Annotated in this window: 18 protein-coding genes, 1 other RNA gene and 1 pseudogene; 12 read left to right on the top strand and 8 right to left on the bottom strand. The window is 43.7% G+C overall.

Translation table 11 applies throughout. The features are described 5' to 3' along the window. Positions 1-44: 44 nt before the first annotated feature. On the bottom strand, positions 45-1,136 hold the full coding sequence (gene pspF / locus L5M28_RS09815) for a phage shock protein operon transcriptional activator (protein ID WP_263197631.1): 1,092 nt from the start codon (positions 1,134-1,136) through the stop codon (positions 45-47). Between the two features lie 177 nt (positions 1,137-1,313). Here pspF and pspA point away from each other — a divergent pair, with 177 nt between their 5' ends. From pspA to ffs, 8 genes are all read left to right on the top strand, one after another. Further along, on the top strand, positions 1,314-1,997 hold the full coding sequence (gene pspA, locus L5M28_RS09810) for a phage shock protein PspA (RefSeq protein ID WP_006081137.1): 684 nt from the start codon (positions 1,314-1,316) through the stop codon (positions 1,995-1,997). Positions 1,998-2,014: 17 nt separating this feature from the next. After that, entirely contained in the window at positions 2,015-2,254 is a 240-nt protein-coding gene (gene pspB / locus L5M28_RS09805; RefSeq protein WP_006081138.1) for an envelope stress response membrane protein PspB, read from the top strand. Then, positions 2,241-2,627 carry an envelope stress response membrane protein PspC gene (gene pspC, locus L5M28_RS09800; RefSeq protein WP_263203208.1) on the top strand — a complete coding sequence of 129 codons (387 nt, stop codon included), beginning with the start codon at positions 2,241-2,243 and terminating at the stop codon, positions 2,625-2,627. Before pspB ends, pspC begins: the two co-directional genes overlap by 14 nt. A gap of 113 nt (positions 2,628-2,740) precedes the next feature. After that, the gene (locus L5M28_RS09795; RefSeq protein WP_263203207.1) at positions 2,741-4,201 is read left to right on the top strand and encodes a YcjX family protein; all 1,461 of its coding nucleotides are present in this window, start codon (positions 2,741-2,743) and stop codon (positions 4,199-4,201) included. Next, on the top strand, positions 4,198-5,418 hold the full coding sequence (locus L5M28_RS09790; protein WP_263203205.1) for a YcjF family protein: 1,221 nt from the start codon (positions 4,198-4,200) through the stop codon (positions 5,416-5,418). Before L5M28_RS09795 ends, L5M28_RS09790 begins: the two co-directional genes overlap by 4 nt. A gap of 341 nt (positions 5,419-5,759) precedes the next feature. Further along, positions 5,760-6,953, top strand: a complete 1,194-nt coding sequence (gene megL / locus L5M28_RS09785; RefSeq protein ID WP_263197634.1) for a methionine gamma-lyase — start codon at positions 5,760-5,762, stop codon at positions 6,951-6,953. 226 nt (positions 6,954-7,179) lie between these two features. Further along, positions 7,180-7,542, top strand: coding sequence for a ComEA family DNA-binding protein (locus L5M28_RS09780; protein ID WP_263203204.1), 363 nt, complete (start codon positions 7,180-7,182; stop codon positions 7,540-7,542). A gap of 258 nt (positions 7,543-7,800) precedes the next feature. Then, positions 7,801-7,898, top strand: an RNA gene (gene ffs, locus L5M28_RS09775) — signal recognition particle sRNA small type. Positions 7,899-8,115: 217 nt separating this feature from the next. Here ffs and L5M28_RS09770 read toward each other — a convergent pair. From L5M28_RS09770 to dinG, 6 genes are read right to left on the bottom strand one after another with little or no spacing between them, the layout of a single operon-like run. Further along, on the bottom strand, positions 8,116-8,406 hold the full coding sequence (locus L5M28_RS09770; RefSeq protein ID WP_028760452.1) for a late competence development ComFB family protein: 291 nt from the start codon (positions 8,404-8,406) through the stop codon (positions 8,116-8,118). A 33-nt stretch (positions 8,407-8,439) separates the two neighbouring features. After that, positions 8,440-9,348 (bottom strand): histone deacetylase, encoded by a 909-nt coding sequence (locus L5M28_RS09765; protein WP_263203203.1) that lies wholly within the window; start codon positions 9,346-9,348, stop codon positions 8,440-8,442. A gap of 29 nt (positions 9,349-9,377) precedes the next feature. Then, the gene (locus L5M28_RS09760) at positions 9,378-10,067 is read right to left on the bottom strand and encodes a DUF2057 domain-containing protein (protein ID WP_263203201.1); all 690 of its coding nucleotides are present in this window, start codon (positions 10,065-10,067) and stop codon (positions 9,378-9,380) included. A 9-nt stretch (positions 10,068-10,076) separates the two neighbouring features. Continuing rightward, on the bottom strand, positions 10,077-10,745 hold the full coding sequence (locus L5M28_RS09755) for a primosomal replication protein (RefSeq protein WP_206765984.1): 669 nt from the start codon (positions 10,743-10,745) through the stop codon (positions 10,077-10,079). Next, positions 10,736-11,509 carry a sulfite exporter TauE/SafE family protein gene (locus tag L5M28_RS09750; protein ID WP_131524310.1) on the bottom strand — a complete coding sequence of 258 codons (774 nt, stop codon included), beginning with the start codon at positions 11,507-11,509 and terminating at the stop codon, positions 10,736-10,738. The genes L5M28_RS09755 and L5M28_RS09750 overlap by 10 nt, the downstream gene beginning before the upstream one ends. Before the next feature lie 9 nt (positions 11,510-11,518). Beyond that, the gene (dinG, locus tag L5M28_RS09745) at positions 11,519-13,591 is read right to left on the bottom strand and encodes an ATP-dependent DNA helicase DinG (RefSeq protein WP_263197637.1); all 2,073 of its coding nucleotides are present in this window, start codon (positions 13,589-13,591) and stop codon (positions 11,519-11,521) included. Positions 13,592-13,728: 137 nt separating this feature from the next. On the opposite strand from dinG, the gene L5M28_RS09740 reads away from it, so the two are divergent. The 4 genes from L5M28_RS09740 to L5M28_RS09725 all read left to right on the top strand — a co-directional run bounded on the left by L5M28_RS09740 (position 13,729) and on the right by L5M28_RS09725 (position 24,168). Beyond that, positions 13,729-16,176: a DNA polymerase II gene (locus tag L5M28_RS09740; protein WP_263203199.1), complete on the top strand. Its 2,448-nt coding sequence runs from the start codon at positions 13,729-13,731 to the stop codon at positions 16,174-16,176. Positions 16,177-16,398: 222 nt separating this feature from the next. After that, a complete protein-coding gene (locus tag L5M28_RS09735) occupies positions 16,399-17,610 on the top strand; it encodes a porin (protein WP_263203196.1) in 1,212 nt (403 codons plus the stop codon). 269 nt (positions 17,611-17,879) lie between these two features. Then, entirely contained in the window at positions 17,880-20,516 is a 2,637-nt protein-coding gene (locus L5M28_RS09730; RefSeq protein WP_028760444.1) for a TonB-dependent receptor, read from the top strand. Positions 20,517-21,351: 835 nt separating this feature from the next. Further along, positions 21,352-24,168 carry a TonB-dependent receptor domain-containing protein gene (locus tag L5M28_RS09725; RefSeq protein WP_198572207.1) on the top strand — a complete coding sequence of 939 codons (2,817 nt, stop codon included), beginning with the start codon at positions 21,352-21,354 and terminating at the stop codon, positions 24,166-24,168. A gap of 135 nt (positions 24,169-24,303) precedes the next feature. Here L5M28_RS09725 and L5M28_RS09720 read toward each other — a convergent pair. Further along, positions 24,304-25,044: pseudogene (locus tag L5M28_RS09720) on the bottom strand (IS5 family transposase). Positions 25,045-25,405: the final 361 nt, after the last annotated feature.

Genomic DNA, 25,405 nt, shown 5'->3' with positions numbered 1-25,405 from the left:
TGAACGGCTATTTTAGCAGTGCATCTCCCCCGTGGGCAATCTGCTTATGCTTTATCAAGTAAATTGTACTTTTTAAGGATGCCACGCAGTTGGTGGTAGCTTAATCCGAGCATGTCGGCGGTTTTCTTTTGGTTATATTGGCTGTTTGAAAGTGCCTGCTGGATCAGATCCATTTCGTACTTCTCAGTTTGCTCTTTAAAATCCAGTGGAAAATTAAAGCAATTTGTTGAATACTCAGTATTGACTTGTACTTCAGCCTCAAATATCGGCGCAGATTGTGGCGTACTGGCAACAGTTGTTGGCGCAACTGAGGTGATTTGACGTTCGCGGGTCTTGATCCGAGTTTTAGGCCGATACGGTGAAGCAAAGGGATCGAGGGTAATATGATCGATGGGTCTATTTTCACCACCATTACGGTAAACGCTGCGCTCGACTACGTTTTTAAGTTCACGGATATTACCCGGCCAGTCGTGGGTCATTAATTGCTCGACCGCATGGGCGCTGAAACCGCTGAATAGCTGCAGCTTTAATTGGCGCGCCATGCCAACGGCGAAATATTCCGCCAGCGTCATTATGTCTTCTGGGCGGCAACGCAGTGGTGGCAGAGTAATTACATCGAAGGCGAGTCTATCGAGCAAGTCGGCACGAAATTCGCCTGCGTCAGCAAGTGATGGTAAATCTTCGTTGGCGGCGCAGATTAAACGAACATCAGCCTGCACCGTTTTGCTGCCGCCGACCCGCTCAAATTCGCCATATTCAATGACGCGCAGGAGCTTTTCTTGGATAAGTCCTGAGGTGTTGGCTAATTCGTCGAGGAATAAGGTGCCGCCGTCGGCGCGCTCAAAGCGGCCTTCGTGTTTGCCTTTGGCGCCAGTAAAGGCTCCTGACTCATGGCCAAATAACTCACTCTCGAGTAAATTTTCACTCAAAGATGAACAGTTTAGCTTAATAAAACTTTGATCCCAGCGCTTAGACAGATAATGTAAGCGTTCGGCAATAAGCTCTTTACCAGTGCCACGTTCACCAATAATCAGTACGGGTTTAGACAGAGGCGCTATTTGCGACACATGTTCTAACACTTCGAGTAGGGCGTTGGATTGACCGATAAGGTTGTCTTGCTGAAATTTATTATCCACGATATTTTTTAGTCTTTCGCGCTAAAATTTGGTGAAAATGATAATAAGTGGCTTGAAGCGTAAAAGGAAGTAAAAGTTAATATTTTGTTTAAATGTCTGTATTTAAATAATAAATCAAAGTTGGCACGGTTAGTGTATTACCTTATACGAGACCAACATCAATTTGAGGATAGGATTATGGGAATTTTCTCTCGTTTCGCCGATATCATTAACTCTAATATCAGCGCATTGCTGGATAAAGCCGAAGACCCAGAAAAAATGGTTCGACTGATTATCCAAGAAATGGAAGACACACTCGTTGAAGTGCGTTCTACCTCAGCTAAAGTGTTAGCTGAAAAGAAAGAGCTGCAACGTCGTATCAACCGCGTGTTAGAGCAAGTGCAAGATTGGCAAGATAAGGCTGAACTGGCACTGTCCAAAGACCGTGAAGACTTAGCGAAAGCCGCTTTAGTTGAAAAACAAAAAGCGACCGGTTTAGCCGATACGCTGAATCAAGAGTTAGCCGTCATCGATGAACATATCGCACGCTTGAAAGATGAAGTGGGCATGTTGCAAGAAAAGCTGCTCGATGCAAAAGCGCGTCAAAAGACCATTATTTTGCGCACTCAAACAGCGTCATCACGCTTAGAAGTGAAAAAGCAGCTAGATTCAAGCAAGATCGACAATGCTATGCTCAAGTTTGAGCAATATGAGCGCCGTGTCGAAGGCTTAGAAGCCCAAGTTGAATCTTACGATCTTGGCAGCAAGAAGACCTTAGCCGATGAGTTTGCGGCGCTAGAAGCGGAAGATTCTGTGAATGCAGAACTGGCAGCGCTCAAAGCCAAGGTAAAAGGTAAAGCGCCAACTAAGTCAAAAGAATAACAATTCAGAGGTGAGTTATGGATATGGACGTGCTAATGGCGCCGATTATTATTTTCATGGTGATAGTCGCGCCAATATGGTTAGTTCTTCATTATCGCAGTAAGCGACAAGTGAGCCAGGGACTCACTGAGGAAGAGTTTTCACAACTCAATGATTTGATATCCAAGGCCGATAAAATGGCGGCGCGTATCGAGACCTTAGAGGCCATTCTGGATACAGAATCGCCCGAATGGAGGGGGAAACATGAGAGGATCTAATGGCCGTACTTTGTACCGTATTCCCCAGTCAGGCAAAATAGCGGGTGTATGTGCAGGGATTGCCGAGTACTTTGCGATTGAAATTTGGTTAGTGCGAGTGCTGACTGTGTCTATCTTCTTACTCGGCGGCTCAGGTGTGGTATTTATCATCTATGTCGCTTTGTGGGTGATTTTAGACATCAAGCCGCAAAAGCATTACGATAGAGACGATATCGAGGTGAAGAAGAAGCCGTGGCAGTCGGGAGAACCCGCAAAGCAAGCGCTAAGCGACGTGAGTCGTCAATTTCGAAGTCTAGAAGTTAGGCTACAAAATTTAGAACGCCATGTCACCTCTGACAACTTTGATTTAAAAAGACAAATCAATAGTTTGTAACCCTTCTAAAGGGCGGCCATGTCCGCCCTTGTTGCTTAATCTCTGCTCCATTCCAGTGTATAGTCAACATCACTTGACATAAGTTAACATCATTCGACATAAGGGAAGTCTCTATGGGAATGCTTGATGCCTCGCTCCATAAATTAACCCAAAAGGGCCAATCCCTGCTACATCGCACCGCAGACCGGCATTTACGTTTGGCCGTGACTGGGCTTTCTGGTGCGGGAAAAACCGCATTTATCACGGGGTTAGTCAATCAGTTACTCAATTCTGGACCTGTCTCAACCTTACCCCACGCCCGCAACAACAGCGCTTTGCCACTGTGGCAGGTGAGCCGCGATCAGCGTTTGCTCGGTGTTAAGCGTGCCATGCAGCCGGATCTTGAAATCGCCAGTTTTGATTATCAAGGCGCCATGTTAGCGCTCACTTCCGAACCTGCGACTTGGCCAGCCTCTACCCGTACTATTTCTGAGTTACGATTGGCTATTAAATACCAACCTAAGAAAGGCTTACTGGCCAAGTTTTCTGATACCGCCACCTTGTATTTGGATATAGTCGATTATCCTGGCGAATGGTTACTCGATTTACCTATGCTGCGCCAAGACTTTGTAACTTGGTGTCGCGCTCAACAAGTTCGCATCGAGAATCTTAAAAGCTCACCCTTGTATGCTGAGTTTGAGCAATCTTTGACATCATTGGATTTAGCCGCCAGCGCCGATGAGCAGCAATTAAAGCAGATTGCCGATCAATATCAGCTATTACTCAATGATTTAGTGCACGTGCAAGGTTATTACCAAGCGCAACCTGGGCGCATGTTATTGCCGGGTGAATGGCAGGGGGCTCCCTTATTGGCTTTTTTCCCCCTGTTATTGGTTAATGATGAAAAGTTTGCTGAGCTTTCGCAAAGCGATAAACACAGTGGATTCCATGTACTTGAAAAACGTTATCAAGAATACGTGGCTAAAGTGGTTAAGCCTTTCTATAAAAACCACTTTGCCGGTTTTGATCGGCAGTTAGTACTCGTTGACTGTTTTAGTGCGTTGAATCGCGGTAAAAAGCAATTTGAGGATATGGGTGCGGCGCTCAATGCCATTATGGAAAGCTTTCAGTTTGGCCAATCGAGTTATTTACGGCGGTTATTTGCACCCCGCATAGACCGTTTGTTGTTTGCCGCGAGCAAGGTTGACCATGTGACTCGCGATCAGCAGAGCCATGTTTTGTCCCTGCTGACCGATATGTTGAAACACAGCCAGCATTTTGCCAGTTTCGATGGTTGTAAAGTGGAGACGATGGCGATTAGCGCCATCAAGGCGACTCGCCATGGCATGGTAACGACCCAAGAGGGCGAGGTCGAAGTCGTGCAGGGGACGGGACTCAATGGTAAAGCCCTGACCTTGTTTCCAGGCGAAGTGCCCACTCGCTTACCTGAGCCTGATTTTTGGCGTGACCAAGGGTTTAACTTTGTCGGCTTTGCACCGCCGATCAATGCCAATGTTGACCCATCTCAAGTGCACTTTGACCATATTCGTCTCGATCATTTGCTGCAGTACTTACTGGGAGATAAGTTGGAATGACGTTAAAGCTATCGGAGAACGCTAATGAGCAGGCTTCTAATTCTTCTGCGAACTCATTTGCACACTCAGTTGAACATAAGCCGCTGAAAAAGCAGCTGCTGTTTGACCCACACGTCGTGGAGCTCAAACCCAACAAAGAGGAGATCAAAGGGACGAAAGCTTTTGATCCGCATACGCCAGTGCAAGAAGTAGCTGCCGATATTGAGGAATTGATGGATGAAACGTTGTCATCCCATCCAAAAATGATCGATGCTAAATCGGTATCGCCTCAACTTGTAAAATCACGCCGTTGGTCTTGGCTCGCTCGTCTGGCGGTAACGAGTTTATTGCTGCTCGTAGTGGTTCAAACGGGATTAGGATTGAGGGATGCTTGGCTTGAGAGCCCTTGGTTGTTCAGTTTTTATGGTGTGGTGCTTGGGGTCGTCAGTGCGTGGACATTGGCGGGGGCGTTTAGTGAGTACCGCAAACTGAAGCGACTCAAACAGGTTGCCGATACCCAAGAAACAGGCGCTAGGCTGGCGCAGAGCATGCAAATGGGTGAGGCAGACAGTTTTATCGAGAATATCGTTTGTCACTATGAAGACAGTCAAGGTTTGCAGCAACTTCGCCGTTCATTAAAAGATGAGCATAATGATGCCGAGAAAGTCTTGTTATTCGAGGACTTAGTGCTGACAGAGCGGGATGAACTGGCCAAAAAAGTCGTGCGACGCTATGCGGCTGAGTCGGCAGTGTTACTGGCGGCCAGTCCGTTAGCTGTGCTCGATATGGCAATCATCCTTTGGCGTAATCAACGTATGCTGCGTGATGTCGCCCGCTGTTATGGCATTGAACTGGGTTATTGGAGCCGGATTAAACTTATCCGCAGTATCATCATCAATATTATTTATGCGGGCACCAGTGAGTTAGTTACTGATTTAGGAACACAGCTGTTATCGGTTGAAATGACAGGTAAATTGTCTGCTCGTTTGGCGCAAGGTTTAGGGGGCGGCATGTTAACTGCGCGCCTTGGATATCAAGCCATGGCGCTGTGTCGGCCGATTGTGTTTAGGGAAGAGCAAAGGCCTAAATTGTCTAAAGTGCATCAGGAATTGTTGATCGAACTGAAGCAGTTTTCAGGCAAGTTGTTTACCAAGGAAGGCCGCGATGCATTAAAAGGTCAGTTCGCCGATGTTGATGACAAAGTACCTCGGTCAGCTAAAGATAAATCTAAAGAGTAGATATTATTTAATATCAAAAAATTAACCGCTTTAAATCGGCCGAAAGTAGATGCGCTAATGGACTTGTTCCTTAGCGCTTTTTTATGATTTTTTGCAGGTACCGAGTATGACAAAGTGCGGCTGAAAAATGCTATGTAACAAGTTAGTTACACTTGGCGCGCTGCTATTTTCGCCATGCTACTGGCTTAAGTGCTTGGTCGCGTTATGGTAGGGCTTATTCGATAGGGCTAATGTTTCATTAACTTATCTATTAGATTATCCATAATGCGGGCATTGAGCGCTCCACACCAACAATCAATCAAGAACGGGAACTGCTCAATGCCAATGACAAGGAGCTAGGTATGCAAGATGAGTCAGGCAAGATGTGGAAGGCGGCAACACAGGTTATTCATGGCGGCCATGAGCTAGAGGCCTTTGGTGCCTTAGTGACGCCGCTTTACCAAAGTGCGACTTTTGTGTTTGAGTCTGCACAGCAAGGTGGTGAGCGATTTGCGGGTAATGAGCCGGGGTATATTTACACGCGCTTAGGGAATCCGACAACTGCCGAGCTTGAACGTAAAATGGCGATTTTAGAAGGGGCTGAGGCCGCAGCAGCAACTGCTTCTGGTATGGGCGCAGTATCCGCCGCATTGCTGGCTAATTTGCAGATGGGCGATCACTTAGTGGCGTCGAATGCCGTATACGGTTGTACTTATGCGCTAATGACGACTCAGTTTGCCCGCTTTGGTATTGAAGTGTCCCTAGTGGACTTTTCATCGGAAGCAGAAATAGAAGCGGCGATTAAATCCAATACTAAGGTCATTTTCTGTGAAACCCCTGTCAATCCGCATTTGCAGGTATTTGATTTAGCGTCAATTGCGAATATTGCCAAACGTCATCAGTTGGTCAGTATTGTCGATAATACCTTTATGACCCCATTACTGCAGAGGCCGCTGGATTTTGGTATTGATTTGGTGGTCCACAGTGCGACTAAATATCTCAATGGCCATGGCGATGTGATTGCGGGGATAGTGTGTGGCAGTGAAGAACAGCTCCATAAAGTGAAGTATGAAATTTTAAAGGATATTGGCGCTGTGATATCGCCACATGATGCTTGGCTGATCTTACGCGGCCTTAAAACCTTAGATGTGCGTTTGCAGCGCCATTGCGATAGTGCCCAGCGCGTGGCAGAGTTTTTGGCGGAACATCCAAGCATTACACGTGTGTATTACCCCGGGCTTAAATCTCATCAAGGGCATAAATTCATTGGCCAGCAGATGAAACGTGCTGGTGGTGTTATCGCGTTTGAACTGGCGGCAAATTTAGAAGAAGCCATGGCCTTTGTCGGATATCTAAAGTTGTTCTCAATTGCGGTGAGTCTAGGTGATGCTGAATCCCTGATTCAACATCCTGCATCGATGACGCATTCACCTTATACGCCAGAGGCGAGGGCTGCCGCTGGGATTGGTGATAATTTGCTGCGAATTTCTATTGGTTTAGAAGATTGTGACGACATCATCGCCGACTTGAACCAAGCGCTAGCTCGATTAGCTTAATGAATGTTGTTATTTTAAAGACCGTTAGCTATTTGAATGATAAAAGGATGCTTTTTGCATCTTTTTATCATAGTCAAGCACTGGCTCATTGAGCCGAAGACAGAAGTTTAGCGATAGTGAATATTTATGACGCCGATTTGGTATTTCGGGACAGCTTAGACTATTTTTGATTTGAGGCCACGGAAGTAGGACGAAAGGCCGCAAATCATGGAATAGAGGAATTGTTATGAAAACCACAAATCGTATACCTGCTTTTATGAGTGCTATAGTATTAACGGCTTTTTTGGCAAGCCCAACAATCGCAACAGAAACCCCAACCAAGGCCGCCGTGAAAGTACAGGCTAAAACTGAAGCGGGTGAAATGGCATCTGATGCGAAAAAATCTATGCCAGATGCCGCTCAAGTCAACATCAATACCGCTTCAGCCGAGCAGTTACTCGTGCTCAAAGGGATTGGTGCCGCAAAGGCTCAAGCGATTGTCGACTATCGCACTAAAAATGGTAAGTTCAATGCTATAGATGACTTAGCCAATGTCTCTGGTGTTGGGGCTAAGATAATTGAGCAAAATCGCCATTTGATCAAGTTGTAACCACCTTTGGCGATGATTGCGCTGTAGCCTGCTGATTTTTATGATAAGAGATCCAATAAAACATATATAAAAGTCTGCATTTGCAGGCTTTTATCATTTCAATCACTTCATTTGCTTATAGATTGTGCAGTTAGGTGGGATATTAAGAGATCTTATCGATTAGCGCTTGATCCCATAGGGTCCATGGGGGATAATCTTCGCGTTCAAGCAATGCTTTGGTTTATGTCATTCAAAGTAATGTTCGAAGTTATGGTGACCCTAGGGTCCCCCCGCAATGATAACTTGTGAACTCGGCCAGGCCCGGAAGGGAGCAACCGCAGCAAGCGACTCGTGTGCCGGGGTGTCGGCTCTAGGGGAACCTCCAATTCAACTTTCCCTCTGTTTATTCCTTTGTACTTCTCTATATCTACTCAATTTATGTTATTCAATATTTTAGTTTGCAGACTATTTCCGTTTTCTGCCGTTAATCATTTATAGCGTTAATATTTCTGCACAATGAGATAATCCATTGCCTGCTTCTGTTCTTGCCACTACAACGGCTAAAAATACTCTCAACAGTAACCTTTAACGAAATTAACGATTGGCTTCGGCTTCTTCCTGTAATCTTTTTTGCAGATTTTGTTTAAGAAAAGCGCGGGACTTTTCGAGTGCGGTTTGGATCTCACGCTTTAATTCCTGCAGCTCGTTATAGTCTTCAAAGAAGTAAGTATCGACGAGGTGGCGTATGTAGCGGACTGGCAGTTGATTTAAGGTCACGCAACATAAGTCGGCGAGATAGTCCTCAGGAAGTTCGTCCATAAGTCCTTCATCTGACAATATTTCCATTAAAAGAACTTCGTAGTAATTACGGATTTCGAGTTGCATTGTTATGCTCCATGACGGTTTTCATTGAGTTTGCTACCACAAATGATTTGCCGCAATAAAAAGTTGGCCGTGTCTTTGGCTTAATTGTAGTGCGTCTCTGCTATAGCCGCCGCCTATCACGGCTGCAATTGGAATATTTTCCGATTTTGCCATTGATAACACAGTTAAATCCCGTCTGAACAGTCCTTCTTGGCTGATATTGAGCAAGCCAAGATCGTCATTTTGATGAATATCGACCCCTGCATCATAAAGAATCAGATCTGGTTGATGGATTCGGATAAGGAGGGCGAGTGTCTGCTCCACGGTTTCGAGATACAGATTGTCATCGCTGCCTTTGGTTAGTTCAATATCATGGTGGGAATACTGCTTACGACTCGGGAAATTCTCTTTGCAGTGAATCGAGCAACTGATGATCCCTTGATGTTGGTGGCTAAGGGTTGCACTGCCGTCACCTTGATGCACATCGCAATCAAAAATCAGTACCTTGTGTACTTGCTGGCTCGCGATGGCATTTCTGGCCGCGAGGATAAGGTCGTTGAAAATACAATAGCCGCTGCCAAAATTGTAATGGGCGTGATGGTAGCCACCCGTGAGATGCAGGGCAATACCCTGATTTATGGCTAATGAAGCTGTGAGTGTGGTGCCTGCTACAGAATGCAAGGTACGCTCAACTAAGGCTTCACTCCACGGGAAACCAATCCGTCTTAGCGCCGCTGTTGGTAAGGTTCCCGCGATAAATTGCTCTACATATTCGCGTTGATGCACTTGTATTACATCTTCTGCATTCATGGCCGTTGGTGCGTGGAATTGTGCAGTCGTGGCAATGTGGTTATCGAGTAAGTACTGCCGTAAATGTGCGTATTTAGTGGTGGGAAATCTGTGATGGGGAGGAAGCGCCAGCTTGGAATAGCTGGCGTGATAAACCAGTGGGATCAGAGTCAATATTGACTAAACCTCGTTATCGCAAGTTGTTATAGCTGTGAAATTGCCCAGCTCATAAATTCTTTACGGTTTTTTTCATCCGCTTGTAGCCACCAGTATTGCAACATTTGTTGTGGGTTGGCTCCTGCTGCTTTAGAGGTGTCTACGGGGGCGGTGAGTGATGTTGCGTTAACGGTCGCCGATGTTGTCACGGGTGCTGGTGCAACGGCTACTACTGCTCCAGCGGCACCGGTTGCTGCTGCCGCAGTACCGGATACGTCAACGGCTTGATTACCACTGAAAAGGCGAGAGACGAAGCTTTCTTCTTCTAAATTGGTATTCACCACTTGGTAATTGACGTTGCCTTTGTCACTACGGGTTAATTTGACTTGTGGGTTTTGCGCGTAAACTTTAGGCTTTTTAACGACTTCACCTTCGGCCGCTTGCAGGTAATATTGATGGTCGCCATCAACATCTAAAGTAACGATGAAAGGTGCTGACTTAACAAAGGTTTGGCTGTCACTAAAATCATCCTCTACCATTTCATGATAACGAATGGCGATTTTGTGAGTGCCGGGGGCCAATTCTAAGCTGCTTTTATGATTGAATACGCTCGACTCGACTTTTTTACCATCAAGAGCAAGGTACTCAAATGACATAGGAATGTTCAGATCTGCAGCGAAGGCTGAGGCAGATCCGAGTAATACTAGCAGGCTGCTAATTGGCAAAAGTGATTTCATTGTTACTCCTTAACGGTTATTACTCTGATACGGGCGTTCGAATATTTGAATGCGATCTTCTATATAACTAATAGCTTGCCTGCATTTCCCTAGACGACGATGCATCAAAAGGATGTCATTTTGCAATTTTATTTTGTCAGCACTATGACAGTTTTCAAGTTTTGATTCCATTTCTTCAATTTTTTGTTCAAATTTTTTCGCCCAATTCAGATGTTTGTTCAATTCTTCGTAGATCTCATGACTATTTTGCATCACGTTATTGGCGATCCAATCGAAACCACTGGCTTGGTGAGACTGATTCTGGCGCTGGGCAAAACGGGCACGGCTACTGGCACGCTGCTGAGTTTTAGACTTAATGTCAATAGAAGTGGTCAGCAAGGCCCGTTTGACTGCGGTAAATCTATCTTGGATCCGCTCACAGCTCAGGGCAATGGTCTGGGGTGCGAGTTTAAGCTTAATTTGTTTTTCGAGCTGCATAATACTGCTACGAATTTGTTCAATACAGGGGCCGAGTTGGGCGCCGTGTTGGACAAACAGCGAGTGATTAAAACGCTCTGTTTCTTGCAGGAGTTTGCGCTGTGGCGGGGCTAGTCGATTATCGTGTTGCAGCACTTCTTGTTCTAAGGCTTTAAGCTGATTCTTCAGCATCACCATTAATTGTTGGGTGTTCACAACCATGCGCTCCATGCCAAATTCGCTGCAATCATTAGCACGATCAAAATAAACAGTGGGCGGATAAAGGGCATGCCAAATTTAATCGCACAGCGGGCACCGATAAATGAGCCTAACATCATGCACAATCCCATCCACAGACCTATTTGCCACTGTACCTGTCCAAGCCAGCCAAAGATAGTCAGTGCGGTCAAGTTGCTGGTAAAAGTCATCGCACGGGCAAGGCCACAACTGTGCAGTAAAGGCAGTTTATACAAAGAGCCAGATGTGACGGTCCAAAATGCGCCAATGCCTGGGCCTGCAAAACCATCATAAGTGCCTAAAGCCAGTCCCTGTAGCCATTGTTGCTTGGCTGGCGGCTTGCTGGTTGGTACTTGGCAGTTAACGTCTGACATCGCATTGGGGCTGACTAAACTGTAAATGGCGATGCCAATGATCAGCAAGGGTAGGACCTTTTCGAGCCATTGAGTATCGACTAAATAGACTAAGAAACTGCCCAATACCGCGCCGATAAAGGTGGCGATAAAAGCCATGTACCAAAACGAGGGTTTAAAGAGGTGCTTGCGATAATAGGTCCAAGCCGCCATAAAAGAGCCAAAGCTTGCGGCTAACTTATTGGTGCCTAATACGGTATGCGGCGCAATGCCTAAGGTTAACAGTGCGGGGATCGACAATAGGCCACCGCCACCCACGACGGCATCAATGAATCCAGCGATAAGACCTATGACTGCCAACAGGGCCCAATGACTGGGCTCGAGTAACAACTCCAAATTTTAATCCTACTCTATAACACGTCTAAAGGGCGGTAAGGCATCCAGTAAGGACTTGCCATAGCGTTTAGTGACTAACCGCCTATCTAAAATGGTCACTCGGCCATAATCTTGCTCTTTACGCAGTAATCTACCACAACTTTGAATAAGCTTACGTGAAGCATCTGGGATCGTCAGTTGTAAGAAGGGATTACCGCCTTTGACTTTGACATATTCTGCATGCGCTTGCTCAACGGGCGAGGTTGGTACGGCAAAGGGCAGTTTAGTGACGATCAAGTTAGTCAGATAATCACCGGGCAAGTCGAGACCTTCAGAAAAACTGCCGGTGCCAAACAAGATGCTTGGTTCGCCTTTATCGCATTTAGCTTTATGATTTTCTAACAATTGTTGCCGTGGCGCATTGCCTTGGATAAGTAGCTCAGTGGTGAGTTTACCTTCAAGTAATTCAACCACTTTTTCCATCTGCCAGTAGGAGGCGAATAGCACTAAGGTTGCCATTTCACCTTCAATAAGGGTGATGATTTGTTCGGCAAGTTCAGCCGTATAGGCATCATCCGTCGGCTCAGTGCGCATTTTGGGTAAATAAAGAGTCGCATTATTGGGGTAATCGAAGGGCGACTGTAAGGCTAAATAACGACTGCCATCGTTGAGTGATAACCCCACCTGATGTACGAAATGGTCGAAGTTATTGAGTGCGCGCAGCGTGGCGCTACATAAGACTACGCCTGCGGCCTTTTGCCACAGCATAGATTCCAGCATAAAACCGACTTCAATCGGCGAGGCGCTAAACAGATAATCCACTTGTTTACCTGTGATGAGTTCGACCCAGCGCGCCATAGGTGCGCCTTTGTGCTTATCTTCCTTGGCCATCATCCTCCACAATTTCTGCAGGTTTTCGAGCCTTTGCAGCATAAATCCGGTTTCGGCTAATAGTGCTTCGGATTGATGTTTAGGAATGTCGCCATCTTTAATCGCCTCTGCCAGCAGTGACAGCATTTTATTAAACTGCTTGAGGGCAAGATTAGAGGTCACTGCAAGGTTTTCAGCCAGAATGAGTAATGAGTCCGGCAGTTTGCCGTGCTCAAAACGCAGACGGTTTTCAGGATTAGCAAAGTGTTTGGTCTGAGTATCGCAATAGTGGGCCACTTGATTGAGCTGGGCGATAAGATCGCCTAAGTGATCCTGCATCGCCTGCGCGGGGGCAATGATATTGTTGCTTTTTATTTGGTTTTGTAACTTAGCGCAGGTTTTACCAATTTTTTCGAGCCAGTCGCAGGCGCCCCTCAGCGTGGCCTGCGCACTGGAGAAATCCCGCGCCACAATGGGTAAGTGATGTGCCTCATCGATAACATAAAACACGTCTTCGGGATTGGGCAAAATCACGCCGCCACCTAGCTCTAAATCGGCGAATAACAAGCTGTGGTTGGCGATGAGTACGTCCCAAGTATCGACATCTTCGCGGGCTTTATGGAACGGGCAATTTCTGTGGCTGGCGACTTGGCGATGACAGCTGTGTTTGTCGCAGGCGATTTGTTGCCACAGGTGATCGGGCAGCGGCACGGCTAAGGTGTCGATTTCGCCGTTCCAGCGACCTTCGTTATAGTCTTTTAACAGGCCGTGCATCATAGCCACTTGGCTATTGTCTGGTTTAGTTTGCCACATGGCCATTTGTGTACTGTTGTCGTCACCGATGAGCATCGCCAGTTTCGATAGACACACATAACGTTGTCGACCTTTAACTAAGCCAAAGCGGAAATTTAAGCCGGATTGCTCAAGGAAGAAGGGCAAGTCTTTATGCAGTAATTGCTCCTGCAAAGCGACGGTTGCGGTAGCGATGCAGACCTTTTTCTTGCTTGCTAATGCCAGTGGAATGGTACCGAGGATATAAGACAATGATTTACCGATCCCAGTGCCTGCTTCGACCACAATTATGCGCCTATCTTTATCATAGTCGCCGGCGAGGGTCTTAGAGATTTCCGCCACCATATAGTTTTGTTCGCGGCGCGGCCTAAAATTAGGCAAGGCGGTAGCAATATCCTTATAGATGGCGCGGATCTGGGTTTTTACATTGTCAGGTAACATGCGTCACTACTTTATCGAATTAATGCTGTACATAATAACAGTGATTGCATAGCCTAAGAAACTTTTCTGCCATTTGGCGGCATTTAAATTGAGAAACCATCTAAATTGACTAGCTATGCGATTTGGGAACCCATGCGATGAAGTCAGAGGCTACCGCGGCCGTTAGTGTACAAGGTCGAGTCTTAACACGCCATGCGATTCATCGTCATGGGAGTTTAGTGTTGCAGTATTATCTGGCTACCGCCCAAGGCCCTGTGCTGGTGGAAGTGCAAGGCACTGAACACATTTGTTTTTGTCATCAAACTGATGTCACGGCTTTGCAGTTGCAAACTCCGGGTCAAGCATTGCGGTTTGTACCGTTAGCGCTCAAAAGCTTTAAAGGCGGCGCAGTCAGTGGTGTTTATGCTAAATCGAGCAACAGCTTACGTACCTTACAGCGCATCGCTAAAGATGCCGACATCCCCTTATTTGAAGCCGACATTCGCCCTGAACAGCGTTATTTAATCGAGCGGTTTGTGGCACTGGATGTGGCGTTTTTAGGGCATTTCTCTGCGCCGAGTAACATACACGCGCCGACTAGCGACAGTTTTGAGGCTAATTCGCTGCCTGTGTTTATCGCCGAGCGTGCTAAGAGTATTGCCCCTTTAACGGCTGTACATTTGCGCTGTATCTCACTGGATTTTGAATGTAGCTTTGAGGGTTTACTCTATTCGGTTGCACTATATGGTCAAGATAGTGGCCGAGACGGTGAGCAAGATAGCCTCAAGCAGACTTATGAAAAAGTGATTATGGTGGGTGAGGCTGAATCAAACTCTCCCGAATATATTGAATGGGTGGCCGATGAAGCTGCACTCATTCATCGATTAATCGCATGGTTCCATGAGTTTGATCCTGACTTTGTCATAGGTTGGTCAGTGGTGAGTTTTGACCTCGCGCTATTGTCACGCCGTGCATTATTACACCGTATTCCGCTCACCATTGGCCGCGGAGGGGCAAAGCTTGAGTGGAAAGTCGATAATAAATTTCGGCCAGAAACCTTAGTTTTACCGGGCCGTGTGGTACTCGATGGTATCGATTGGCTCAAAGCCGCTTTCTATCATTTTGAGCGGTTCTCGTTAGAATTTGTGTCACGGAAATTATTGGGTGAAGGCAAGGCCATTCATAACGTGGATAATCGCGTTGAAGAAATTGATCAGCTGTTTAAGACCGATAAACAAGCCTTAGCGCATTACAATCTTACCGATAGCCGCCTAGTGTGGGGTATTTTTACTCACACTCAATTATGGGAGTTCGCCCTCGCGCGAGCTGAACTAACAGGTTTAGAGTTGGGGCGGGTTGGGGCTTCGGTGGCGGCATTTAATCATTTGTATTTACCGCATCTACATCGAGCAGGTTACGTCGCTCCCGATGCTCCTGCGAGTGATGGGATCGAAAGCCCCGGTGGCTATGTGATGGATTCTGTACCGGGACTTTATAAGCATATTTTAGTGTTCGATTTTAAAAGTCTATATCCCTCCATTATTCGTACTTTTTTGATTGACCCTAAGGGATTAATTGAAGGTTTGCAATTGCCCGAGTCTGACTGTGTTACGGGGTTTCTCGGTGGGCGTTTTAGTCGGCAACAGCCCATTTTACCTAAGCTTATCCAAACATTATCTGAGCAGCGCGAAAAGGCCAAAAGTGAGCACAATGCGCCTTTATCCCAAGCGATAAAAATTATCATGAACTCGTTGTATGGGGTTTTAGGTTCTCAAGGTTGTGTTTTCCACGATGCAAAGTTAGCAAGTTCGATCACTATGCGTGGTCATCAAATCATGAAACAAACCCGCGCATGGATAGAAGAGATGGGCTATCAAGTGATTTACGGCGATACTGATTCGACCTTTGTCTGGCTTGGCAGCGAGCCTGATCTCTCAGACATTAACGCCTTAGGTAACACTCTGGCGCGGGAAATTAATGCTAAGTGGCAAGCTAAGATCGCTGAAGATCATCAAGTTGAGAGTTTTCTCGAGTTACAGTTTGAACGCCACTATGAGCAGTTTTTTATGCCGACGTTAAGGGGGTCGTTAGAAGGCAGTAAAAAACGTTATGTTGGCGCGTGGCGCAATGCGAGCGATGAACTTGAGCTTACTTTTAAAGGTATGGAGCAAGTGCGCAGTGATTGGAGCCCTTTAGCGCGCAAAGTTCAAGAGTCACTCTATGAACGGATGTTTAACCAAAGGGATATCCGTGTTTATTTGGCCAGTGTGTTTGAAAAGCTGCTTGATGGTGAGTTGGACGATGATTTGGTATTTCGCAAACGTATGCGACGCAATATTGAAGATTACACGGCTAAATCTTCTCCCCATGTTAAAGTCGCTCAACAATTATGCGACTTAACAGGAGATGCCTCTTTTGGCAAGCGTGGGGCGCAGATTGATTATCTGATTACTGTAAATGGACCGGAACCCTTACTGTACAGAACGTCACCAATTGATTACCAATACTACATTGATAAGCAAATTGGCCCTATTGCCGAGCCTGTTTTTTCGATAATGAAACTAAACTACATGGATATTGCATCAAAGCAGTTGCTGTTAATATAGTGTTTTTAATGTTCTTTATGTGTTGCGCAGGGTGGCGAATGTAGCGTTTTAACCTGTTTTGTAGAGGTTAACTGGTTTGTTTTTGTGATGTTAATCGACATATTCTTTAGGTTTAGCTTTGAGGGAATATTGAAAGTTTGCTACCCTTTAAGAGGAAATTGTAAGGAAATATAACAACGGAATGACGTTGACAGAACATAAACAAAAAAGGTTAAGCACCAAATGAACAAGACGTTAGTAGCAACTGCGCTTGCAGCAATTTTTTTAGTTCCATCAGTCTCAGCTATCGAGATCTATAAAGATAATAAAAATGCCGTAGAAATCGGTGGTTTTATTGATGCACGCGTGATCAACACTCAAGGGGAAACAGAGGTTGTTAACGGCGCATCTCGCATTAATTTTGGTTTTAATCGTGAGTTGACTGACGGTTGGAAAGCATTTGCTAAGTTGGAATGGGGTGTGAACCCTGTAGGTAGTAGCGACATCGTCTATAACAATCGCTTCGAATCTGTTCAAGAAGAGTTCTTTTATAACCGTTTAGGTTACGCTGGTCTGTCCCATGACACTTATGGAACACTGACGATTGGTAAGCAGTGGGGCGCTTGGTACGATGTCGTTTACAACACTAACTACGGTTTTGTGTGGGACGGTAACACTGCAGGTGTTTACACTTATAATAAAGATGATGGCGCGGTAAACGGTGTTGGTCGTGGTGATAAAACAGTTCAATATCGCAATGCATTTGGCGATGTAAGCTTTGCAGTTCAAGCACAGTTGAAAAACAGCAGCTTCTATACCTGTGATACAACGGATGATATTTCACAAGCTCAGTGTCAAACGAACTGGGAAAGCGGTGATAAAGCGGCTCAACAAGTAGAATACAATTATACTTATGGTGGCGCGCTGACCTATAAAGCCACTGATATGCTGACCTTAACTGCGGGTGTTAACCGCGGTGAGTTTGATGTGAGTTTTGGTAATGGCGAACAAACCACTGCGGTTGATCTTATCTACGGTGCGGGTATCACTTGGGGTAACTTCGATAGCAATGGCTTATACGCTGCTGCAAACGTTAACAGACAAGAAAATCATGACACAGACAATATTGGTCGTTTGATTAAAGACGCCTATGGTATTGAAAGTTTAGTTTCTTACAAGTTTGACAATGGATTACGCCCATTCATTTCTTACAACGTGCTTGATGCCGGTAAAGACTACGTCATTCAACCTAACTTTAATGCCGATCCTAACGATGAGTTCAAACGTCAGTTTGTCGTAGTTGGTTTGCATTTTGTATGGGACCCAAACACAGTGCTTTACGTAGAAGCACGTAAAGATTACAGCGATTTTACCAGTGCAGATAAAGAACAAGAAGCTAGAATGGCGCTTTCTGAATCTGACGGCGTTGCCATTGGTATCCGTTACACACTTTAAGTTTCCAGTTTCTATATAGTAGAAACCACTGTTTTAACAAAAAGCCAGTCAGCAATGACTGGCTTTTTGTTTTTAACGATAAGTCAATTTGTAATAAAAAAACATTGTGTATTTTTTGTTTGTATTTAGTTATCTTTTTGTTGATTAAATGTCTCTCATATGATTTTATGCTTCCGCAGCACTTCGGAATGTTTAAGGTGCCCTTGTTTAAAACTGCTTATTAAATAAGCAAATTATAATAAAAACATGATTTTCCCGGGAGATTGACAATGCATAAAAAAAACTTGATAGCAAAATCTGTGCGCTTTGCACTGATTAGCGGTGTGACTGCTACGGTATTAAATGTACCTTTTACATTTGCAGATGATAAAGATGGAGCAAAAGTTGAGCGTATAGCTGTAACTGGTTCGCGAATTAAACGCGCAGATATGGAAACTGCTAGTCCTGTTAGCGTGATTGATGCTTCAGCCATTATTTCCTCTGGTGCAATATCGATTGATGATGTTTTGCAGAAAATGACTTCGGCTGGCGGTGCTATGACTAATGCTGGCATAAATAATGGTTCTGGTGGTAATTCTCGCATAAACCTCAGAGGATTAGGCACTAACCGTACTCTAGTTTTGGTTAATGGTCGTCGAATGATTGCTTCTGGTACAGGAGCTGCTTCTACTGTGGACCTTAATACGATTCCAGTTTCTATGATCCAAAGAGTTGAAGTACTTAAAGATGGTGCTTCTGCGGTTTATGGTACAGATGCTATTGCTGGTGTGGTTAACGTAATTTTGAAAAGAGACTTTGAAGGTTTTGAAGTTAACGCCCAAACTGGCATTTCTGGAGAAGGTGATGCTGACGAGTCTACGATTGATATGACTTTGGGTAACACCTTTGATAAAGGCAATGTCGTTATAGGCGCACAGTATACAAAGCGTGGCGAGGCAAGCCAAGCTGACCGTGATTTTTCTGATTGCCCTGTAACAGAAACTAAGCCTGATGCAAGTGGTAAAATTAGCTTGTTTTGCGGTGGTAGTGGTTATTCTCAAGGTGGTCATATTTGGGGCGATACTGCAGATCTAAGTGGTAGAGGTGGTACTTACCATGATTATGTTACTGCAAATGATGCATATAACTATGCGAAAGATAGTTATCTATCGACGCCAATGGAACGCTTGAATCTCACGGCAGCTGGAACCTATGAGTTGACAGATACAACTCGTTTCTTTACTGAGGCTATGTATTCAAAGCGTTGGTCAAATCAACAAATGGCTCCTCAACCAATTTGGAACAGCGATGCATGGGTTTATAATCCTATTTCAGCTGGTGGTTGGATGACCGATGACCTGCTGCCATGGGTTAAGCCTGGAGAAGAACTCTCTTATGGTCGTCGCATGGTTGAGTCCGGTACCCGTGACTTTAGTCAAGTTGTAGACACTATTCGTATTGTTTTAGGCGTAGAAGGTGAATTTGATAATGGCTGGAGTTGGGATGCCTCTTATAATAAAGGTCGCAACGACTCTGTCGATACTCTGGCAAATCTACATAATTTAGGTTCAATTAATGCAGCAGTTTTAAAGGGGGAATTTGATCCTTTTTTACAGTCTTCATGGGAAGGTGAGAGCATCACTCCATTCATCTATACCGAAGTAAATAGTGGTGGAAGTGAGTTAGATATTATTGCCGCAACCTTATCGGGTGATATTGTTGAGCTACCAGCGGGTATGATGGGCTTTGCTGCTGGATACGAGAATCGTAAAGAAGCAGCAAAGTTTACACCAGATTCATTAACAGCACAGGGGTTAGCTAATGATCCTCGGGTAGAACCTACCGGTGGTGATTTTAGCGTTAATGAAATTTATGCTGAATTGGCTATCCCATTGTTAAGTGGGTTACCACTAGTGGAACAACTCGATCTGAGTGCTGCAATGCGTTATTTTGATTACAGCACGTTTGGTGATGACACTACATGGAAACTAGGCTTAACTTGGCGAGTATATGATGACCTTATGTTCCGTGGGGGGTTGTCTACTGCATTCCGTGCTCCAACTGTTGATGAGTTATATGGTGGTAAGTCACCATCCTTCGAACAAATTGTTCATCCTGCAACAGAACAAGACCAAGCAGAAGTCACTGTTGGCGGTAATGGGTTATTAACTCCAGAAGAAGCCGACATTACAACGATAGGTTTAGTTTATTCACCAAGCTTCGTAGATGGTCTGTCTATGACTGTTGATTACTACGATATTGAATTAACAAACACTATAACTTCTGTTGACAACAATTATATTGCTAACCAATGTTTAGATGCTGCAGGTAATAAGATCAATACTGATACTGTATTGTGTCAATCTTCTAATATTCAGATTGATAACAGTGGTCGTATTAAGTTTGACAATGGCCTACAAAATATCGGTGCGACGAACACTGCGGGTTATGACATTAATGTTGCTTATGCATTTTCAGCTCTGGGATTGGATTGGAAAGCAGGTTGGGATACATCAATTCTGACCGAATATGAAGAATTCGATCCTGATGGTGTTGCTGTGGATTATCGTGGTTACATTACCGGCGGTACGGGAGCATATGCTAAATTCAAGAGTAATATGAACATCACTGCTAGTGCAGATGACTGGAGCTTTACTTACGAAGCTCGTTATATTGATGGGATGGACTCATTTGCTTGTAAAGGCAAAGAATCTAGTTGTTATGCACCAACAGTTGGGAGTGTTATATACCATGATCTATCAGGATCTTATGATTTAACTCAAAACATTCGTCTATCAGGTGGTATCAATAACCTGTTTGATAAAGAGCCTCCCTATTACACAGGTAATAATGACTCAAACACAGATCCATATACTTATGAAATGTTAGGTCGTTATTTCTTCGTTCGTGCGAGTATGAAGTTCTAAATCCTCGTTAGCGGGAGTCATTATTTTGTTCCAGCTTTGATTATAAAAACCCTGAGGCAACTTGGGGTTTTTTATCATCAGAATGAAGAAAATGGAAAACTAACTGGTACATAGCGTAATGGTCATTTAGATTAAGTCATTTATTTCAATAATTTGGTCACCTTAAATAACGAGCGCTTCTCAAATGGAAGGTAATTCAAATTTTGTTATTGTATTTGTTCGACAAATTTTCAGAACTCGTCAGTTCTGCACGCACACGTAAACTATCATAGACATCTTTGGTCATTGTTCTTATTGGCAATCAAGGACAAGTCAAATCCAGTCAAATGTCGGTATTAAAATCACTTTGGTTAAAAGTGCATGTTTAAGCAGAACTGAGGTTGTTTGTTGAAAATTATTCCCATGTTGTAATGATCCCCCCCCATTTTGTTGAACAAAATTTAGCCATAAAATGTCAGGTTTTTTGAGCACTTATACTTAAAAGTGGTTTTAAGTGTTAATTTTTTGCAAGTATTTATGTTTGAGTTGTTTTTCAATTTGATAATGGGGAATTCTCCATTGTAATTAAATAAGTTCTTAAATTTCATGCGGTTATGATTTTTATTCAATTTGACACTAGACAAAGCTTATGGCTAATCATCAGCTTTAAACTATTCACAAACAGCGATCGTTGTGTTATTTCAGTTTCAATTGTTGATTAAGTGTTTTAAATGTGATTTTATTGGCTCATCTATGTGTCGGCGTGTGATTTTTTGGTGTCGGGCTTAGAGGAAAAGTCGTCAGTGAGATGTCGATGAAAAATAATAAAGACATAGTATGTCAAGGGAGATAGGCAATGCATAAGAATAATTTATTAGCTAAATCAGTGCGTTTCGCATTGATTAGCGGTGTGACAGCAACAACCTTAAGTACATTCGGCGTATTTGCTGCGGAAGAAGATGGTGCAAAAGTCGAGCGTATTGAAGTTACTGGTTCTCGTATCAAACGTACTGATATGGAAACAACAGTACCAATTACAGTTTTATCAAGAGAAGATATTGCTCAAACAGGCGCAATTAACGTTGCGGATATTTTGAACTCATCACCAGTAACAATTGCTGGTTCAGATCAATCAAATAGTGCCTTCACTACATCTACAGTTGGTCTCAATACAACTTCATTACGTAATTTAGGAGACTCAAGAACTTTAGTTCTTGTCAATGGTCGCAGATTTGTTTCTGGTGTTGATCCATCAAGTGGTTATGCAGTAGATTTAAACGCAATTCCGACTTCGATGATTGAACGTATCGAAATTTTAAAAAGTGCATCTTCTGCTATTTATGGTTCTGATGCTGTAGCTGGCGTAGTTAACATCATTACTCGTAAAGATTTTGATGGTGTAGAAGTAAATGCTCAAACAGGTATTTCTGGAGAGAGTGATCGTAATACTAAGACTGTTAGCCTTACATCCGGTAAAACTTGGTCAGGTGGTAATGCTTGGGTTTCGTTGGGCTATGATGATGATGAAGGTATTAAAGCAACTGACCGTGATTTTTCTAAACAGGACTTGGCAGTTTTTCTTGATGAGAATGGTAATGAATATGCTGGTCCATTGAATTCCTCTTTCGCCCCACAAGGCAAAATTGGTAAGTATAATGGTGATGGTACTTTATATTCAGGTGCAACAGGTAGTTTTAACAGAGCAGAATATCGGCAGTTAGTTACTCCACTTGAGCGTAAATATGCAGCGGCTGGCTTGAATATGGAGCTAGCAGATAACGTATCTATGTTTACTGAACTTAACTGGAATACGACTAAAACGATAGATTCCACTATTGAACCAACACCTTTAGATGTCGTAAACGATGTATGGTTGAAAAATCGTAATGGCAAAGGTGGAATGGACATTAATTCTCCATTGATTCCTGATGCCTTACGTAATGCTCTTGTTGCTGACGGAATTACAAATTTAAATCAGACAACGTTTACTCGTCGATTGGTTGAATTTGGTCCTCGCTCTACAGATTTAGAAAGAAATACGATTCGTATTGCTACAGGTGTCGATTGGGCAATAAATGATGCATGGGCATCCCAAACGTACATGACCTGGGGGAGAACTGACCAGTTACAAGATAACGGTGGTCAGGTAAATAAAGAGCGAGCAGCACTTGCGTTGGATGTGATTAAAGATGCCAATGGCAACTTAGTATGTGCTAATGAACTAGCACGTTTACAAGGTTGCGTTCCATTAGATTTATTTGGTGCGGGTACTGTATCTGATGAGGCTGTTAAGTATATTGAATCTCCTGCAAAAGCAGCTGGTCAGGCAGAGCAGTTTGTTCTAGGAAGTAGCGTAACAGGAGCTTTACCTGTTGCATTACCGGGGGGAGATATTGGTGTTGCCATGGGCTTGGAATATCGTGAAGAACGCGGCGTTTACAGTCCTGGGGATTTAGCTCAAACAGGTGCGTCAAGTACTAACCAATCAGATCCTACCGATGGCAAATTATACTCAAAAGACGTTTATGTTGAAGCAATTCTTCCTGTTCTTGAAAACCTGGAATTTGATTTAGCTGCGCGTTTTGCTGATCATTCTGTTACTGGTGGTGATTGGACTTGGAATGCTGGTCTAGAATATACGCCATTTGATTCGTTTAAGGTGAGGGCTTCTGCTGCCACAGCTATACGTACTCCAAATATTTCTGATTTATACGGAGGGCGTGGTGAAACTTTTGCTACTGTAGCCGATCCTTGTGATGGTGTGACTGCAACAACTGCTGGAAATGCGGCGGCTAATTGTCGTGCAATCCAATCTGTAAGTGATCGAATCGCTGCTGATGGAGTCTTTAAGTTAACTCAAGCAGAGCGTCAGGCCACTGGTGGTACACAAGGTGGTAACCCTGATGTCAAAGCGGAAACTGCTGATACTTGGAGTGCAGGTATTATTTGGCAAATCGTTGATGATTTGGCATTTACGTTAGATTACTATGATATATCTGTGAAGGATGCAATTTCTACAACAAGTCGCACGACAGTGTTGAACCGCTGTTTTGATGTTGATGCAAGTCAGTTCTCACAAAATTGTAATGGAGCTGCTGTACGTGACTTTAAAGGTGCTTTGATTGAAGTTCATTCAGGTACATCTAACGAAAATAACATTGATACTTCAGGTATTGATGCTGAATTTAATTATACGACTGATTTAGGGCCTGGTAGTTTTAAAGCTCAACTAGTTTGGAACTACACTAATGAATATGTTGTTACAGGCATTCTATCTGGTGAGGCCATTGATTATGTCGGTGATGTTACGCATCCAGAACATAGAGCTAACTTGAATTTATCCTATGCTCTTGATGAGATGAGCTTTGCATGGCGTATGCGTTACTGGGATGCAGTTGTTGACTCAGTAGATGAAAGTAATGGTAATTTTACAGATGGTGCTTCATTAACTACATTTAACGAGATTGATGCGGTTATATACCATGATGTAAATGCTAGTTATACATTTGCGAATGGGTGGGAAGCAATGGTAGGTGTCCGTAATTTATTTGATAAACAACCTCCATTATTGCCTCAAGGCTCTAATTCTGGCTCAACAGGTATCAATACTGCGTCAGAGGCTTATGATGTAACAGGACGTTATTTCTATGCTGGTGTTACTGCCAAGTTTTAATGACTGACTATCGGTAATTAGACTATTACAGAATGGAACCGGATCAATGTTGATCCGGTTTTTTTATTAGTAAGTAAAGTCATGTAAATATGCTGCTTAGATTAGGGCTTATTGTTTTTGTTATATAAGTATTACTCAGGCTATACATGGTAACCACATTAACGTAAATGCCAGTGAAACCATATTGGCGTAATTCTTCGCTAATTTTTTATATTGCTCGGCAGTGTTTAATTTTTCAAAATTATTCTCCACCAAATGTCGATATAAATACCAATCAACCTTCACTTGAAGTGTATTGTTATAGTTGCGCTTTGAGATAACTGATTTCCCATCTTTATTTGCGGAGAATTCACGAAAAGTATCACTTCCATAACCTTTATCAGCAGTCACAGTATCAACCTGCTTTAAGTGCACAATGAGGTTGGGTGCGATAGTAATATAGTGTCTCTGGCCTTCTGATAATTCGACATAAATCGGTAATTCTCCGCTATTGACCGCTAAGTGAATTTGGGTTTAATTGCTGCTTCGACTTTTACTTAGGCGCTCATTGCTCTGTGTGGTTGCATCAGTAGTGTACTGATGTGCGCGCACGAGCGAGTCATGGATAAAGAGTAATTCCATGTTAGCAAGTCTAGCTAAGGCTTTTTATAGGTAAGCCCGCATGCTTTTTTAGACAATAAATGAAGCCGTCTAAAGATTGTACTCCAATGATCGAACTCTTCGGGCAAATCTTGCAAAGGAATAGCTGTCGAAAGCGATAAAGAATGTCTTCGAATGTTTGTCTATGTTCAGGCTTATCATAAACATGGCCTATGCTTTCCATTACTTAAATGAAATAGCTTTTCCCTGTATATCAGTTAGCATAAATATTGGCATGGCTTGAAGTTATTAGTTTTTTGTAAAACAAATAATAACGTCTTGCTATGTTCTCTAAATATCACTCTCGAAAGAGCAACAGATCCTAGTCATTACTCCAAACTCCAAGAAAAGGGGTGTAATTGAGTAAATTTTGGAAAGTTAACTTGTAAAAATGAGTCATTTGCCTGTGTAGACGTTTTTGAAAGCACTATGGTGGGCATCTGGAAGAAGATAATGGTGGTCATGATCTCATTTATTGCGATGCGATTAGTGCGTCTCTTCAGCTAATGAAGTTTTCTCTAATTCTATGATGACAACATAGGAACATCATAGATATCACAAAACACTTCCACTAACTTGTTGTATAAAGGCTCTTCTG

The sequence above is a fragment of the Shewanella sp. SW32 genome (assembly GCF_025653365.1).
In the GTDB taxonomy this organism is placed as follows: Bacteria; Pseudomonadota; Gammaproteobacteria; order Enterobacterales; family Shewanellaceae; genus Shewanella; species Shewanella oncorhynchi.
Note: the sequence above shows the minus strand (reverse complement) of the source record. Positions and strands in the feature narration are given on the sequence as shown.

What these genes read in the sequence shown, in the direction of transcription:
- L5M28_RS09725 (WP_198572207.1), top strand. Translation starts at nt 21,352, where the DNA reads ATGCATAAGAATAATTTATTAGCTAAATCAGTGCGTTTCGCATTGATT.
- L5M28_RS09730 (WP_028760444.1), top strand. Translation starts at nt 17,880, where the DNA reads ATGCATAAAAAAAACTTGATAGCAAAATCTGTGCGCTTTGCACTGATT.
- pspA (WP_006081137.1), top strand. Translation starts at nt 1,314, where the DNA reads ATGGGAATTTTCTCTCGTTTCGCCGATATCATTAACTCTAATATCAGC.
- L5M28_RS09795 (WP_263203207.1), top strand. Translation starts at nt 2,741, where the DNA reads ATGGGAATGCTTGATGCCTCGCTCCATAAATTAACCCAAAAGGGCCAA.
- dinG (WP_263197637.1), bottom strand. Translation starts at nt 13,591, where the DNA reads ATGTTACCTGACAATGTAAAAACCCAGATCCGCGCCATCTATAAGGAT.
- L5M28_RS09760 (WP_263203201.1), bottom strand. Translation starts at nt 10,067, where the DNA reads ATGAAATCACTTTTGCCAATTAGCAGCCTGCTAGTATTACTCGGATCT.
- L5M28_RS09790 (WP_263203205.1), top strand. Translation starts at nt 4,198, where the DNA reads ATGACGTTAAAGCTATCGGAGAACGCTAATGAGCAGGCTTCTAATTCT.
- L5M28_RS09740 (WP_263203199.1), top strand. Translation starts at nt 13,729, where the DNA reads ATGAAGTCAGAGGCTACCGCGGCCGTTAGTGTACAAGGTCGAGTCTTA.
- L5M28_RS09735 (WP_263203196.1), top strand. Translation starts at nt 16,399, where the DNA reads ATGAACAAGACGTTAGTAGCAACTGCGCTTGCAGCAATTTTTTTAGTT.
- L5M28_RS09780 (WP_263203204.1), top strand. Translation starts at nt 7,180, where the DNA reads ATGAAAACCACAAATCGTATACCTGCTTTTATGAGTGCTATAGTATTA.
- L5M28_RS09770 (WP_028760452.1), bottom strand. Translation starts at nt 8,406, where the DNA reads ATGCAACTCGAAATCCGTAATTACTACGAAGTTCTTTTAATGGAAATA.
- megL (WP_263197634.1), top strand. Translation starts at nt 5,760, where the DNA reads ATGCAAGATGAGTCAGGCAAGATGTGGAAGGCGGCAACACAGGTTATT.
- L5M28_RS09755 (WP_206765984.1), bottom strand. Translation starts at nt 10,745, where the DNA reads ATGGTTGTGAACACCCAACAATTAATGGTGATGCTGAAGAATCAGCTT.
- pspB (WP_006081138.1), top strand. Translation starts at nt 2,015, where the DNA reads ATGGATATGGACGTGCTAATGGCGCCGATTATTATTTTCATGGTGATA.
- pspC (WP_263203208.1), top strand. Translation starts at nt 2,241, where the DNA reads ATGAGAGGATCTAATGGCCGTACTTTGTACCGTATTCCCCAGTCAGGC.